General features: G+C 72.4%; 15 protein-coding genes. 9 read left to right on the top strand and 6 right to left on the bottom strand.

Features of this window, described 5'->3' with window-relative positions; genetic code table 11:
- Positions 1-49: 49 nt before the first annotated feature.
- On the bottom strand, positions 50-961 hold the full coding sequence (gluQRS, locus tag ACYU7H_RS01290) for a tRNA glutamyl-Q(34) synthetase GluQRS (RefSeq protein ID WP_460811845.1): 912 nt from the start codon (positions 959-961) through the stop codon (positions 50-52).
- A gap of 88 nt (positions 962-1,049) precedes the next feature.
- On the opposite strand from gluQRS, the gene htpX reads away from it, so the two are divergent.
- Positions 1,050-1,949 carry a protease HtpX gene (htpX, locus tag ACYU7H_RS01285; RefSeq protein ID WP_460811844.1) on the top strand — a complete coding sequence of 300 codons (900 nt, stop codon included), beginning with the start codon at positions 1,050-1,052 and terminating at the stop codon, positions 1,947-1,949.
- A 75-nt stretch (positions 1,950-2,024) separates the two neighbouring features.
- On the opposite strand, the gene ACYU7H_RS01280 is transcribed toward htpX, so the two are convergent.
- Both ACYU7H_RS01280 and epmB read right to left on the bottom strand, forming a co-directional pair.
- Positions 2,025-4,106: an EAL domain-containing response regulator gene (locus ACYU7H_RS01280; RefSeq protein WP_460811842.1), complete on the bottom strand. Its 2,082-nt coding sequence runs from the start codon at positions 4,104-4,106 to the stop codon at positions 2,025-2,027.
- Positions 4,107-4,214: 108 nt separating this feature from the next.
- Entirely contained in the window at positions 4,215-5,231 is a 1,017-nt protein-coding gene (epmB, locus tag ACYU7H_RS01275; protein ID WP_460811841.1) for an EF-P beta-lysylation protein EpmB, read from the bottom strand.
- 149 nt (positions 5,232-5,380) lie between these two features.
- On the opposite strand from epmB, the gene efp reads away from it, so the two are divergent.
- The 7 genes from efp (at position 5,381) to folE2 (ending at position 11,023) form a co-directional block, all read left to right on the top strand.
- On the top strand, positions 5,381-5,947 hold the full coding sequence (efp, locus tag ACYU7H_RS01270) for an elongation factor P (RefSeq protein ID WP_460811839.1): 567 nt from the start codon (positions 5,381-5,383) through the stop codon (positions 5,945-5,947).
- 304 nt (positions 5,948-6,251) lie between these two features.
- Complete coding sequence (locus tag ACYU7H_RS01265) at positions 6,252-7,586, top strand: TRZ/ATZ family hydrolase (protein WP_460811838.1); 1,335 nt, start codon at positions 6,252-6,254, stop codon at positions 7,584-7,586.
- A gap of 16 nt (positions 7,587-7,602) precedes the next feature.
- Positions 7,603-7,776, top strand: a complete 174-nt coding sequence (locus ACYU7H_RS01260) for a hypothetical protein (protein ID WP_460811837.1) — start codon at positions 7,603-7,605, stop codon at positions 7,774-7,776.
- A gap of 15 nt (positions 7,777-7,791) precedes the next feature.
- Entirely contained in the window at positions 7,792-8,505 is a 714-nt protein-coding gene (gene ubiG / locus ACYU7H_RS01255; protein WP_460811836.1) for a bifunctional 2-polyprenyl-6-hydroxyphenol methylase/3-demethylubiquinol 3-O-methyltransferase UbiG, read from the top strand.
- A gap of 82 nt (positions 8,506-8,587) precedes the next feature.
- Positions 8,588-9,259, top strand: a complete 672-nt coding sequence (gene gph, locus ACYU7H_RS01250) for a phosphoglycolate phosphatase (RefSeq protein ID WP_460811834.1) — start codon at positions 8,588-8,590, stop codon at positions 9,257-9,259.
- Positions 9,256-9,990 carry a phytoene/squalene synthase family protein gene (locus ACYU7H_RS01245; protein WP_460811833.1) on the top strand — a complete coding sequence of 245 codons (735 nt, stop codon included), beginning with the start codon at positions 9,256-9,258 and terminating at the stop codon, positions 9,988-9,990. The genes gph and ACYU7H_RS01245 overlap by 4 nt, the downstream gene beginning before the upstream one ends.
- Before the next feature lie 136 nt (positions 9,991-10,126).
- The gene (gene folE2 / locus ACYU7H_RS01240; RefSeq protein WP_460811831.1) at positions 10,127-11,023 is read left to right on the top strand and encodes a GTP cyclohydrolase FolE2; all 897 of its coding nucleotides are present in this window, start codon (positions 10,127-10,129) and stop codon (positions 11,021-11,023) included.
- 166 nt (positions 11,024-11,189) lie between these two features.
- On the opposite strand, the gene ACYU7H_RS01235 is transcribed toward folE2, so the two are convergent.
- Genes ACYU7H_RS01235 through yidD form a run of 3 tightly spaced genes read right to left on the bottom strand, consistent with a single transcriptional unit; the run spans position 11,190 to position 13,644 of the window.
- Complete coding sequence (locus ACYU7H_RS01235) at positions 11,190-12,041, bottom strand: M23 family metallopeptidase (RefSeq protein ID WP_460811830.1); 852 nt, start codon at positions 12,039-12,041, stop codon at positions 11,190-11,192.
- Positions 12,041-13,387: a dihydroorotase gene (locus ACYU7H_RS01230; protein ID WP_460811828.1), complete on the bottom strand. Its 1,347-nt coding sequence runs from the start codon at positions 13,385-13,387 to the stop codon at positions 12,041-12,043. The genes ACYU7H_RS01235 and ACYU7H_RS01230 overlap by 1 nt, the downstream gene beginning before the upstream one ends.
- Entirely contained in the window at positions 13,384-13,644 is a 261-nt protein-coding gene (yidD, locus tag ACYU7H_RS01225) for a membrane protein insertion efficiency factor YidD (RefSeq protein WP_460811826.1), read from the bottom strand. The genes ACYU7H_RS01230 and yidD overlap by 4 nt, the downstream gene beginning before the upstream one ends.
- A 131-nt stretch (positions 13,645-13,775) precedes the next feature.
- Between yidD and dksA the strand changes: the two genes are divergently transcribed.
- On the top strand, positions 13,776-14,720 hold the full coding sequence (gene dksA, locus ACYU7H_RS01220; RefSeq protein WP_460811824.1) for an RNA polymerase-binding protein DksA: 945 nt from the start codon (positions 13,776-13,778) through the stop codon (positions 14,718-14,720).
- Positions 14,721-14,758 lie beyond the last annotated feature (38 nt).

Genomic DNA, 14,758 nt, shown 5'->3' with positions numbered 1-14,758 from the left:
GCGCCCGGGGCGCCAACGGGTGATCGGATCGATGTTGATCGGGTCGATTCTATGTACGGCGGGTGACAGTACCGTGGTGCGCCGCCGCGACCGGGGGCAGGGCGCGCGGGACCCTGGACGGGTCGAACGCGGTCAGCGCGCGGGACAGGGCAAGCGCGGGCGTCGTGGCGTCCGCGAGGACGAGAGGCGACTGGCCGAGCTGCGCCCAGGCCGCGCGCAGCGCCGGCATGGGGTCCGCCGGGTCGACCGGCAGCGCGGCGAGGGACTTCGACAGCTTGCGTCCCTTCGCGTCCACCAGCAGGGGCAGGTGCACGTGGCGGGGCGTGGGCAGGCCGAGCGCGCGCTGCAGCAGGATCTGCCGCGGCGTGGAGTCGAGCAGGTCGGCGCCGCGGACGACCTCGGTGATGCCCTGCGCGGCGTCGTCGACCACGACAGCCAGCTGGTAGGCCCACAGGCCGTCCGTGCGACGAAGCACGAAATCGCCCACGTCCGCGGCCACGTCCTGCACGACCGGCCCGTGGACCAGGTCCTCGAACGCCACCACGCTGCCGACGGGCACCCGGAACCGGATGGCGGGGTCGGGCCGCGACGCCCCGGGCACGCAGCCGCGGTGCACGCCGCCCGAGGCGGCGAGGTCGGTGCGGCTGCAGTGGCAGGTGAACGCGTGCCCGCCGGCGAGCAGCCGGTCGAGCGCGGCCTGGTAGTGCGCGCCGCGCTGGCCCTGCCAGGCGACCTCGCCGTCCGGCTCCAGGCCGAACGCTGGCAGCGCGGCCAGTTGCCGCGCCGCCGCGCCGGCGACTTCCCGGGGCGGGTCGAGGTCCTCGACGCGGACCAGCCACGCCCCGCCCGCGCGCCGCGCGAACAACCAGCTGCCCAACGCGGCCAGCAGCGAGCCGGCATGCAGGTCGCCGGTGGGCGAGGGGGCGAAGCGGCCGCGGTAGGCGGGCGTGGGATCGGGCATGGCCATGGCGACTTGAATTTAACCGCCGCGTGCCACACTTTTCCCGCATCGCGTGGAACGCGCGCGACCCAACGATGGATTCCGACCCATGTTCAAGCGCATCGCCCTGTTCCTGGCCACCAACCTCGCCGTGCTGGCGCTGGTCAGCATCGTCATGTCGATCCTCGGCGTGCGCGCCGACCAGTTCACCGGCCTGCTCGTCTTCGCGGCGCTGTTCGGCTTCGGCGGCTCCTTCATCTCGCTGCTGATGTCCAAGTGGGTGGCCAAGCGCTTCACCGGGGCGCAGGTGATCGAGAACCCGCGCAACGAGGCCGAGCAGTGGCTGGTCTCGACCGTCCGCCGCCAGGCCGAGGCCGCCGGCATCGGCATGCCGGAGGTCGCGGTGTACGACGCACCGGAGATCAACGCCTTCGCCACCGGCGCCAATCGCAACAACGCGCTGGTGGCGGTCTCCACCGGCCTGTTGCGCGCCATGGACCGCGACGAGGCCGAGGCGGTGATGGCCCACGAGGTGAGCCACGTCGCCAATGGCGACATGGTGACGATGGCGCTGCTGCAGGGCGTGCTGAACACGTTCGTGATCGTGCTGGCACGCATCGTCGGCCGGGTGATCGACGGGTACCTGTCGGGCGGGCGCGAGGGGCCGGGCCTCGGCTACTTCGCCATCGTCTTCGTGCTGGACATGATCTTCGGCCTGTTCGCCAGCATGATCGCGATGTGGTTCTCGCGGCACCGCGAGTTCCGCGCCGACGCCGGTGGTGCGCGCCTGGCCGGCAAGGAGAAGATGATCGCCGCGCTCGAGCGCCTGGCGCAGACCTACGGCCACAGCACGCTGCCCAAGCAGGTCGCGGCCTTCGGCATCAGCGGCGGCGTCGGCCATGGCCTCAAGCGCCTGCTGATGAGCCACCCGCCGCTGGACGAGCGCATCCAGGCCCTGCGCGACGCGCGCCCGGACGAACGCGACGTGCGCCAGGGCGTCGTGGCCTGAGGCCCCCATGCGCGCGACGAAGAAGCCCGCCTTCAAGGCGGGCTTTTTCTCGTCGGCGACGCGAACGGTGCCGGTCTACTCGAAGTCGTAGGTCATCTCGGACTCGGCCGGGGCCAGGAAATGGCCCTGCACGTAGTCCACGCCGGCGCCGAAGAGCAGGCTCATGCTCGTGGCGTCCTGCACGAACTCGGCGATGGTGAGCTTGCCCGCCTCGCGCGCCCGCGTGGCGATCTCGCGCACCCGCTCCTGGTTGTCCGTGTTGGCCGAGAGGTCCTGCATGAAGCCGCGGTCGATCTTCAGCAGGGCCGCGTCGAAGTGCGTGAGAAGCTGGAACGAATTGAGGCCCGACCCGAACTGCTCCAGGCACATGCGGCAGCCCATCTCCGCGATCGCGGTCTGGAAGGCCTGCGCCGCGCGGAGGTGGGTGAAGACCTTGGCTTCCGGGATCTCCAGCACCAGCAGGTTGCCGGGGACCCCGTGCCTGGCGAGCTTCTCGCGGATGTACTGGACCAGGCTGTCGTCCTGCAGCGAGGCCTGGGTGATCTTCACCAGCAGCGTGGTCTCGTGGCCCGACTGCAGGCGCTCGCCGATCACCCTGATCGCGTTGGAGACGACCCACCGGTCGATCTCCCAGAGCAGGCCGTGCTCCTCGGCGATATGCAGGAACGACAGGGGCGGCACCAGCTCGCCCGGACCGGTCCGCATGCGCAGGAAGCCCTCGTAGAGTTCGCCCGGCTCGCCGTGCAGGCTGACCACCGGCTGGTAGTGCAGCTCGAAGTTGTCCTTGTCGATGGCGTCGCGGACGCGCTCGACCCACGCCCGGATGCGCTCCTCCTCGGCGCGGTCGACCGCGCCGGGGTCGAAGATCTCGGCGCGGTTGCCACCCACGCCGATCGCCGACTGCACGCCCTGCGAGGCCTTCGCCAGCACCTGGGTGACGCTGGCGATCTTCTCGCCGACCTGCACGCCGCCGATGCTCACCGTGGCGTTGAGCGAGCGGTCGCCGACCTCGATGACGTGGTCCGCGAACGCGGCGCGGACCCGCTCGGCCAGCTTGGCGGTCTGGACGTGGTCGCTTCCCATCACGAGCACCGCGAACTGGTTCTCGCCGAAGCGCGCGGCCACCGCGCCCTCGGGCAGCGCGCCGCGCAGGCGGTCGGCGAGCGTGGCCATCAGCGTGTCCGCCGCGTCCAGGCCGATGTCCTGCAGCAACTGCGCGGAATGGTCGGGCTCGATCAGCAGCAACGCATGGCTCGTGCCGGACTTGGCGGCGCCGGCCACGGCGTCCTCGAGGTTGCGCAGGAAGGTGGGGCGGTTGAACAGTCCGGTCACCTGGTCGCGCTGGCGCAGCGCCTCGACCTCGCGTGCCAGCTCCGGATCGACTTCCTCCTGGCGGCGGAAGACGACCTGGATGCACTGCTCGCCCTCGTAGGTGGCGGTCGTGAACTCCATGACCGCGGGGAAGTCGTTGCCCTCCAGGTCGCGCGCCTGCAGTTCGTAATGCGAAGGCGGCGGCTCGCCCTTGGACAGCGACTTCAGCAGCGTCTTGAACTCGGCCACGTGCGCGGGCGCGACCAGGTCGAGCAGCGACATGCCCTCGATGTCGTCGAAGCCCTCGAAGCCGAACATCTCCAGGTAGGCCGCGTTGGCGCGGATGTGCATGCCCTCGTGCACGTAGGCGATGGGGTCGCGCGAGGACTCGATCAGCGCGTCGCAGCGCCGCTCGGTCTCGCGCACCTGCGCCTCGAGCCGGCGCAGTGCGCGGCGGGCCTCGAGGTCGGTCCATTCGCTGCGCACGGCCGAGAGCAGGTGGTCCGGGCGGCCGCGCAGCACCACGCCGCGCGCGCCGGCGTCGACCGCCTGCAGCAGCATGTGTTCGTCCAGCGTGTCGACCGCCACCAGGACCGGCAGGTCCTTGCCGCTGACGTCCACGCATTGCATGACCTGGTCGAGCGGAACCGCCTTCGCGTCGCGGGCCACCAGGACGAGGTCGAGCGGCTGTCCCGTCACGGCCGCGGCGAGGTCCGCGGCGGCCTCCGGGCGCGACGGACGCACCGCGATGCCGCCGTTGCGCAGGCTGCTGACGATCGCCTCGGCAGCTTCGGCGCTGTCGTCGACGATCAGCAGCCGCAGCACCATGTCCTTGCCGAATTGCATGCGGGTCCCCTGGTCAGGTGCCTGTTTATGGCATGAAGCGGTCGATGGCGTCCATGCGGTACGGGGCCGGTCCGCGACGCAGGTCCGCCCGGGACGTGCCGCGGGTCGCTACGTGGTGGGCCGGAGCGGGCGCTTGCCGGGGTCGCCGGCCACTTCGCGCACCAGTCGCGGCACGAGGTAGCCGGACAGGCGCGCGGCCAGTTCGCGGTGCAGCGCGAGGGCGGTGGCGTCGTCGACCTCGAAGTGCGCCGCCCCCTGCACGCGGTCGAGCTGGTGCAGGTAGTAGGGGAGCACGCCGGCGGCGAACCCGCGCTCGGACAGGTCCGCGAGCGCATCCGCTGAATCGTTCACGCCGCGCAGCAGGACCGCCTGGTTGAGCAGGGTCGCGCCGGCCGCGCGCAGGCGCGCCATGGCGCCGTCGACCGCGGCGTCGAACTCGTTGGCGTGGTTGGCGTGGAGGACCACGGTCACCGGCCAGGGCAGGGCGTCCAGCCAGGCGCGGAGCGCGTCGTCCACCCGCTCGGGCAGCACGACCGGCAGCCGGGTGTGGATGCGCAGCCGGCGCAGGTGCGCGATGCCGGCCAGGGCGTCGGTGAGTTCGGCCAGCTTGGGGGTGGCCAGCGACAGCGGGTCGCCCCCCGACAGGATCACCTCGTCGATCGACGGGTCGCCGGCGACCGTCGCGACGGTCCCGCGCCAGCCGCCGGCGGCGGCCGACTCGTCCGAATAGGGGAAGTGGCGCCGGAAGCAGTAGCGGCAGTGGATGGCGCAACTGCCGGTCGCGACCAGCAGCGCGCGCCCGCGGTATTTCCGGATCACGCCGCGTCCCGCCGCCGCGGCGCCATCACCCACCGCGTCCAGGCTGAACCCGGGCATCGGGCGCAGCTCGTCGTCCAGCGGCAGCACCTGCCGTAGCAGCGGATCACGGGGGTCGCCATGGCGCATGCGCGCGACGAATCCGCGCGGCACGCGCAGCGGGAACTGCGCGGTCGCGGCCGGATCGGGCAGGGGGACGTGGTCCGCCAGGCCCAGCAGGCGCAGCAGTTCGGCGGGATCGCGCACGGCGTCGCGGTAGGCCTGCTGCCAGCCGCTCGGCTGCATCGGAAGGGGGGCTGCGGGTATCATGGCGGCCGGAAATCACGCGCCGGCGCGGCCATCGGCCGCCGGCAAGCTCGGTCCGGCATTGTAGCCGCCCGTCGCCCCGCCGCGACGGGCGGGCCGGTGTCCGCGCCGCCATCGAACACGCAATCCAAGCACTCCAGGAGTTCCAGCGCATGGCCAGCTACGGCATGAACGACGTCAAGAACGGGATGAAGATCCTGGTCAATGGCGAGCCCTGCATCATCACCGACACCGAGTACGTGAAGCCGGGCAAGGGCCAGGCGTTCACCCGCGTGAAGTACCGCAACATCAAGTCGGGGCGCGTGGTCGAGCTCACGATGAAGGCGACCGACTCGCTCGAGGCCGCCGACGTCGTCGACACCGACATGCAGTTCCTCTACGCCGATGGCGAGTACTGGCACTTCATGCAGCAGGAGACCTTCGAGCAGGTGCAGGCCGACAAGGCCGCCATCGGCGAGGCCTGGCAGTGGCTCAAGGGCGAGGAGGCGTGCGTGGTCACGCTGTGGAACGGCAGCCCGATCTCGGTCCAGCCGCCGAACTTCGTCGAGCTGCAGATCGTCGAGACCGATCCCGGCGTGCGCGGCGACACCTCCGGCGGCGGCGGCAAGCCGGCGAAGCTGGAGACCGGCGCGACTGTGCGGGTGCCGCTGTTCGTGGCGCAGGAAGAGGTGATCAAGGTCGACACCCGCTCCGGCGAGTACGTCAGCCGGGTGAAGTGACGCCCCGGCCCGCTCGCGCCGAGCGCGAGCGGCTCCGCCGGTGCGTCATCCTTGCCGGCGTGTCATCCCGAGCCGAAGGCGGGGGATCTGCTTTCGGGGCGCCGGTGATCAACAGGAGCCAGGAGCAGGTTCCTCACTGCGTTCGGAACGACAGGAAGCGCCGGGCGACAGGAAGCACCGGCCGACAGGAAGCGCCGGACGACAGGAAGCGCCGGACGACAGGAAGCGCCGGACGACAGGAAGCGCCGGACGACAGCAAGCGTGGGACGGCGGCGCGCGGAACGACAGCTAAGGAACCGACTGCATGGCGGAGAACCAGCGCGAAGCCTGTGACCTGCTGATCGAGGCGGGCTGGGTCGTGCCGGTCGAACCGGCGGGCGTGCTCGAAGGACACGCCGTGGCGGTCCGAGGCACGGAGATCGTCGCGGTCCTGCCGGCCGCGGAGGCCCGCGCGCGCTTCGCGGCGGACGAGGTGGTGTCCGCGCCCGGGTCGGTGCTGATCCCCGGGCTGGTCAACGCCCACGTCCACAACCCGATGACGCTGCTGCGCGGCGTCGCGGACGACCTGCCGCTGATGACCTGGCTGCAGGAACACATCTGGCCGGTCGAGGGCAAGGTGATCGGGCCCCAGTTCGTCGCCGACGGCATCGCGCTGGCGGTGGCCGAGATGCTGCGCGGCGGCACCACCGCGTGCGCCGAGAACTACTTCTTCCCCGACGTGCAGGCGGCCACGTACGCGCGCCTGGGTTTCCGCGCGCTGGTCGGCCTTCCGGTCATCGACTTCCCGACGGCGTGGGCGAAGACCCAGGACGAATATTTCGACAAGGGCCTGGAGGTCCACGACAACTGGCGGCGCGACCCGCTGGTGTCGACCTGCTTCGTGCCGCACGCGCCGTACACCGTCGACGATGCCGGGTTCGAGCGCATCCGCATGCTCGCCGAGCAACTCGACCTGGTCGTGCACTGCCACGTGCACGAGACCGCCCAGGAGAACACGGATGCGGTCGCGAAGCACGGCATGCGCCAGCTCGCGCGCCTGGACCGCCTGGGCCTGGTCACCGACCGCCTGATGGCGGTGCACATGACCGACCTGACCGATGCCGAGATCGCGCTGTGCGCCGAGCGTGGCGTGTCGGTGGTGCACTGCCCGGAGTCGAACCTCAAGCTCGCCTCGGGGTTCTGCCCGGTGGCGAAGCTGGCCGCCGCGGGCGTGAACCTCGGGCTCGGCACCGACGGCGCGGCCAGCAACAACGACCTGGACATGTTCGGCGAGATGCGCACCGCCGCGCTGCTGGCCAAGGGCGTGTCCGGCGACGCCGCGGCGCTGCCGGCCGAGGCCGCGCTGCGCATGGCCACGCTCGGCGGCGCGCGGGCGATGGGCCAGGAGTCGCGGATCGGCTCGATCGAGCCGGGCAAGCAGGCCGACCTCGTGCTGGTGGACATGGCACCGCTGGAGACCCGGCCGCTGCACCACGTGGTCTCGCAGCTTGTCTACGCCGCCGGGCGCCACCAGGTCACCGACGCCTGGGTCGCCGGCCGCCGCAAGCTGCGCGCGCGCGAACTGGTCGACATGGACGTGGCCGCGCTGCGTACCAGCGCCGACGCCTGGCGCGACCGCATCGCCGCGATCCACCCCTGACGCCCGGAGCCCCGCCATGCAGGCCAACGAACGCGGCGACAACTTCAGCCAGGCCGAGCTCGACAAGTTCGGTGCGCTTGCACAGCGGTGGTGGGGCGAGCGGGCGCGCTTGCGAACCACGGGTTCGCGCGTCCGGGAGCGCCCGCGCACACTTGCGCGGGCCGGGGCGATTGGCCGCGATGATGCTTGAGGAGTCCTCTGGGCGATGACACCGGAACAGGGCAACAACTTCAGCCAGGCGGAGCTCGACAAGTTCGGGGCATTGGCACAGCGGTGGTGGGATCCACAGGGCCCGCAAAAGCCCCTGCACGCCCTCAACCCCGTCCGCCTCAAGTACGTCGCCGACCGCACGACCCTCGACGGCGCCCGCGCCCTCGACGTCGGCTGCGGCGGCGGCCTGCTCAGCGAGGCGCTCGCCGGATCCGGCGCGAACGTCACCGCCATCGACCTGGCGCCTGAACTGGTCAAGGTCGGCCGCCTGCACGCGCTGGAGAGCGGCGCGACGGTGGACTACCGCCTGCAGTCGGTCGAGTCGCTCGCCGCCGAGATGCCTGGTGTGTTCGACGCCATCACCTGCATGGAGATGCTCGAGCACGTGCCGGACCCCGGCGCGATCATCGCCGCCTGCGCCACGCTGCTGCGCCCGGGCGGCCGCCTGTTCCTGTCCACGCTCAACCGCACGCCGGCCGCGTTCGCGCTCGCGATCGTCGGCGCGGAGTACATCGCCCGCCTGCTGCCGAAGGGCACGCACACGTATCGCGACTTCATCCGGCCGTCCGAGCTGGCCGGCTGGCTGCGTGAATCCGGCTTCGAACTGGAGGACGTGAGCGGCCTGATGTACGAACCGTGGCGCAACGGCGCGCGGCTCACTTCGCGCACCGACGTCAACTACCTCGCCGCCGCCCGCAAGCCCGACTGACCTGCTGCCGTTCGCACACCCTGTCGTTCGCACACCCTGTCGTTCCGAGCGCAGCGAGGAACCTGCTCCACCGACGAATCCCATGCCATACCCCAAAGCCGTCCTCTTCGACCTCGACGGCACGCTGCTCGACAGCGCGCCCGACATGGCCGTCGCCATCTCCCGCCTGCGCGGCCTGCACGGGCGCGACCCGATGCCGCTCGACGCCCTGCGCCCGCATGTCTCGCGTGGCGCGCGCGCCATGGCCGCCGCCGCGTTCCCGGACCTCGACGAGGCGGCACGCGACGCCCTGATCCCCCCGTTCCTCGACCTGTACCGCGAGGAGCTCGGCCGCCACTGCGCGCCGTTCGACGGCGTCGAACGCCTGCTGCGCGCGCTGGATGAGGCCGGCACGCTCTGGGGCATCGTGACCAACAAGCCCGAATGGCTGGCCACGCCGCTGATCCCGATGCTCGGCTGGGAAGGGCGCTGCGGCGTCCTGCTGGGTGGCGACAGCCTGCCGGCGCGCAAACCCGACCCGCTGCCGCTGCGGGTGGCCGCCGAGCGGCTTGGCGTGGCCACGTCCGACTGCGTCTACGTCGGCGACGACAAGCGCGACATCGACGCGGCGCGCGCGGCCGGCATGCCGTCGGTCGTCGCGCTGTGGGGCTATCGCGTGGACGGGGACGATCCCGCATCGTGGCGGGGCGATCGCATGGTCGACCTGCCGGCCGACCTGCTCGCCGCCGCGGCCTGGCCCCGGATGCCGGCGTGAGCAACGCACCGCGCGACCCGGACCTGGCGGCGTTCGTCGACAAGCATCGCGCGCGCTGGCCCGAGTGGCAGCTGGCGGAAGTCTTCCTGCCCGAGGCCCAGCGCCCGGTCGCCGCGGCATGGCTGGCGCTGCTGCAGGAACTGGGCGACGCCGCCTGGGGCGGCGAGGATCCGACGCCCGGGCTGGCGAAGCTGGCGTGGTGGCAGGAGGAACTGCAGGGCTGGCGGGCCGGTCGCCGCCGCCATCCCCTGGGCCGGGTGCTGAAAGCGGGCGACATCCCCTGGGATGCCTTGGCCGTGGGCGTCGGCGCGCTGCCCGGCAGCCGGGAGCGGCCCACCGACACGGGCGAGGCCATCGGCGCCCTCGGTCCGGTCGCGGTCGCGGCGGCGCAGGTCGAGGCGGACCTGTTCGGCGTCCCCGCCGCCGCGGCGTCCTCCGGCGACCTCGCCAGCGCGCTGCTGGCGGAACGGCTGCTCCACCATCGCGCGACGGCCGCGCCGCTGGCGGTGCAGGCGGAGGCCGGTGACGCGGCTGAGCGCGCCTGGGCCGGACTGCTCCTGTCCACCTGGCCACGCGGCCCGGTCGTCAGCCGGCCGCGCCGGTTGCACGCGATGCTGCAGCGCGCGCGCCTGCACCAGCTGGCCGCGGGCCGCACCGACCCCGAGCCGATGTCGCGCTGGGCGACCCTCTGGCAGGGCTGGCGGTCCGCCCGCCGCGACCCGGCCGGCTGACCCGCCGGCCGGCACGGCCGCGACGCAGCGTTCCGCCGGCGGTCAAGGGCCTGCCATGCGGGGCCGGTACACTACGCGTCCCGCGTTTCGAGCCCACGCCGTGACTTCCGCGTTCCGTTCCCCCGCCGGCGCTCCGTTGCCCGACGTCGCCCACGACGCCGCCGCGCAGTCGCGGCCGCTGGACTGGGTGGGCATGGCGTCGATCGCGCTCCCGGTCCGCGTGGCGGCCGGGGCGGGCGGTCCGGTGCAGGTGGCGGCCTCGGTCGACGTGGCGGTGGACCTGTCCGACGCGGAGGCGCGCGGCATCCACATGTCGCGCCTGTACCTGGAGCTGCAGCAGGCCTTCGCGCACGAACCGCTGTCGGCGCCGGGCCTGCGGCGCGTGCTGCAGGCGCTGGTGGATTCGCAGCGCGGGCTCTCGACCCGCGCCCGGTTGGCGATCCGCTACGACCAGCTGCTGCTCCGTCCGGCGCTCGAGAGCGGGCACGCCGGCTGGAAGCGCTATCCGGTGGAGGTCGAGGCGATCCTGGCCGACGGGCACCTGTCACTGGCGCTGTCGCTGTCGGTGGCGTACTCGAGCACCTGCCCGGCGTCCGCGGCGCTGTCGCGGCAGATCAATGCCGAGCGCTTCGGCGCCGATTTCGCCGCGGCGCGGCCGCTGTCGACCGCGGTGGTGCGCGACTGGCTGGCCTCCGAGCGCGGCATGGCCGCCACGCCGCATGCGCAGCGCAGCACGGCGACGCTGCGGGTCGAGTTGAAGCCCGCGTTCGAGGAGCTGCCGGTGGCGGCGCTGGTGGACGCGGTCGAGGCGGCCCTCGGCACGCCGGTGCAGACCGCGGTCAAGCGCGCCGACGAGCAGGCCTTCGCCCGGCTCAACGCCGAGAACCTGATGTTCGCCGAGGACGCGGCGCGCCGGATCGCCGCCGCACTGGACGCGGACGAGCGCGTGCAGCGCTTCGAGGTCGACGTCGCGCACCACGAGAGCCTGCACGCCCACGACGCGGTCGCCCGCGTCACCGGCCCCACGCGCTGACCGCGGATCCGTGGCGTGCCGGGAGGGCGCGGGATCGCGCCTGTAGAGGCGCTCCTACGAGGAAGGGGCCAATTGGCGGCGTAGGAGCGCGCCTACGCGCGCGATGTCACTGGCGCCCGACCCGTCGCGGCGATCGCGCTGGTCCGGTGTGCACGGATCCCGCGTTCTACTGCCCGCCTCGCTCCAGCACGAGGAGCGGGTCCACGCGCACGTCGAACCAGTTCATGCCCCAGTGCAGGTGCGGTCCGGTCGCGCGACCGGTGGCGCCCACCGCCCCGATGACCTGCCCCTGCTCGACGACGTCGCCCACCGACACGTCGATGCGCGACAGGTGCAGGAAGTTCGAACTCACCCCGTGCCCGTGGTCGAGCAGCACCGTGCCGCCGGTGATGTAGAGGTCGGCGGCGAGCGTCACGACGCCACTGGCGGGCGCCCGCACCGGCGTGCCCGAGGCCGCGGCGATGTCCATGCCCGAATGCCCGCCGCCGGCGCGGCCGTTGTACACGCGGCCGCTGCCGAACCGCCCGCTGATGCGCCCGCGCACCGGCCATTGGAACGCCTGCGCGAACCCGGTGCGCGCATCGTCGCGGGTGCGGGCGTCGGCGACGGCCTTCGCCTCGCGGGCGATGCGCGCGGCCACCTCCGGCGGCGGCTCGACGGTGCGCGGCGGCACGCCGTCGATGACCTCCAGGCCGAAGTCGCGCGCGTCCACCGCGATGTGCACGTCCTCGACCGGGCCGTCGGGCCGCGCGACCGAAACCACCAGCGTCCCCGATGCATCGCGCGGCACGCCGAACACGACCGTGCCGTACGGCGTCACCCGGAGCGTCCGGTCGCCATGGCGAACGGTGCTGCCCGGGGGCACCTTGCCGAACACCAGGGCACCCTGCGACGCGCGCGGCGGGAACACCACGCGTGCATCCGCCGGCGTCGCGACGCCGGCGGGCTGCGCGACGGCCGGCACGGGCGCGGCGACCGTGGCCGCGAGCGCGGCGGCCAGCAGGAGGCGACGCGCCATCAGCGTGCGAACTCGAGGCGACGGCCGGCCGGCGTGCCCACCAGCTGGCGTCCGTCCCAGACCAGGCGGCCGTTGACCCACGTCGAGGCGATGCTCGAGTGGAAGGTCATGCCCTCGAACGGCGACCACCCGCACTTGGACAGCACGTCCTCGCGGCGCACCGTGAGCGGCCGGTCGGACACCAGGACCAGGTCTGCCCAGTACCCCTCGCGCAGGAATCCGCGTCCGGCCACGTCGAACAGCTGCGCCGGCGCGTGGGCGAACTTCTGCACCACCTGCGTCGTCGTCAGCGCCCCTTCGTGCACCAGTTCAAGCGCGGCGAGCAGCGCGTACTGCACCAGCGGCAGGCCCGATGGCGCGCTGGTGTAGGGGTTGTGCTTCTCCTCGAGCGTGTGCGGCGCGTGGTCGGTGGCCAGCACGTCGATCACGTCGTCGGCGATCGCGCGGATGATGGCCTCGCGGTCGGACGCGTCCTTGATTGCCGGGTTGCACTTGATCAGGTGGCCGAGGCGCGCGTAGTCGGCGCGGTCGAAGCGGGTGAAGTGGATGCAGGTCTCGGCGGTGATCCGCTTGCGCACCTGGCCGTCCGCGTCGACCAGCGGGCCGCGCTCGAACAGAGCGAGCTCGTCCGCGGTGGAGATATGCAGCACGTGCAGGCGGGTGCCGTGCCGGCGCGCCAGCTCGAGGGCCAGGCGCGTCGACTTGATGCACGCCTCCCGCGAGCGGATGTCCGGGTGGCACGCGGCCGGGATGTCGTCGCCGTACTTCTCGCGGTACCTGGCGAGCTCGGCGTCGATCATCGGCGTGTCCTCGCAGTGCGTGATGATCGGCACCGGGGTGTCGCGGAAGATCGCGTCCAGCGTTTCCGGGTCGTCGACCAGCATGTTGCCGGTGGACGCGCCCATGAACACCTTGAGGCCGGGCGTCGCCTTCGGGTCGATCGCGCGGACCGCCTCGAGGTTGTCGTTGCTGGCGCCCATGTAGAAGCCGTGGTTGCCCCATACGCGCCCGGCCGCGCGGCGGTACTTGTCCTCCAGCGCGTCCGCGTCGAGCGTGGGCGGGCTGGTGTTGGGCATGTCCATGAAGCTGGTCAGGCCGCCGGCGACCGCGGCGGCCGATTCGGTCGCCATGTCGGCCTTGTATTCCATGCCGGGTTCGCGGAAGTGCACCTGGTCGTCGATCATCCCCGGCAGCAGGCGGCGTCCGTCGGCGTCGACCACCCGCTCGTCGGGGCCGGCGGTGATCTGCCGGTCGATGCGCGCGATGCGGCCGTCCGCGCCGATGCGCAGGTCGCCGTCGAACTCACGGCCTTCGTTCACGAGTCGGGCATTGACGATCAGTGTCATGGGGCACTTCCGTGGTTGGGGGCGGGCGGGACCGGGTCGGCGCGCGGGGGCACCGGGTCGTGGCCGCCTGGATGCAGGGGATGGCAGCGGGAGATGCGGCGCAACGCGAGCCACCCACCGCGTGCGGCGCCGTGCAGGGCGATGGCCTGCATGGCGTATTCCGAGCACGTCGGCACGAAGCGGCAACGCGGACCGAGCAGCGGGCTGAGCCAGCGCTTGTAGCCGCGCAGCAGGGCGATCAGAAGGCGTTCGATCACGCGTCGTTCCGGTGGCGGCGCGGGCCTCGGGCGGCTGCGGCTTGACGCGCTGGTCGCGGTTGCCGCACCCGTCGGGGCAGGGTATAACAGCGCGCTTTCCCGCCTCAAGGGAACCGAAGGACACGATGCCCGTGGCAGCGAAGAAATCCGCCAAGAAGGCCGCCAAGGCCACGAAGAAGTCCGCCGCCAAGAAGGCGCCGGCGAAGAAGGCCGCGGTGAAGAAGCCGGCGGCGAAGAAGGCGCCGGCCAAGGCCGCGAAGCGCGCGCCCTCGAAGAGCACACCTGCGAAGAAGGCACCGGCCAAGGCCGCGAAGAAGGCGCCTTCGAAGAAGGCACCCGCCAAGGTCGCCAAGAAGGCGCCAGCCAAGAAGGCTGCGCCTCCCAGGGCGCCCGCGACGAAGGCGCCGGTGAAGGCCGCGAAGAAGGCCGCCCCCACGAAGAAGGCCCCGGCTGCGAAGGCGCCGGCGGCCAAGGCAGCCCCCGCCAGGCAGGCGACCGCGGTGCGCAAGCCCGCCGCGAAGCCGGCCACCAAGGCGGCGCCGGTGCGCCCCGTCGCGCGCAAGCCGGTGGGCAAGGTCGCCGTCGCGGTGCCGTCGCGCCCGCAGGCGCCGGTCGTTCGTGGCAAGGTGAAGGTCGTGCCGTACAAGACCGACGACGCCACCGGCCGCCCGATCCTCCCGGCCGGCTACAAGCCCTCGCCCGACGAGGAGTACATGAGCGCGCTGCAGCTCGAGTACTTCCGCCAGCGCCTGCTGCAGTGGCGCGCGGACCTGGTCGAGGAGTCGAAGCAGACCATCGAGAACCTCAAGGAAGAAGTGCGCGACGTCGGCGACGAGGCCGAGCGCGCCACCCGCGAGACCGAGAACTCGCTCGAGCTGCGCACCCGCGACCGCTACCGCAAGCTGATCAGCAAGATCGACAGCACGCTCAAGCGCGTGGATTCCGGCGACTACGGCTTCTGTGTCGACACGGGCGAGGAGATCGGCCTGGAGCGCCTGGACGCGCGCCTGACCGCCGAGCGCACGATCGACGCGCAGGAGCGCTGGGAGCACATGCAGAAGCAGATGGGCGACTGAGGCACCGCGCCTCGCCGCCTGGCAGGAAGGGCCCCGCT

The sequence above is a fragment of the Luteimonas pelagia genome (genome assembly GCF_054776035.1).
The sequence above is the reverse complement of the archived record's forward strand: the minus strand, read 5'-3'. Positions and strand labels throughout refer to the sequence as shown.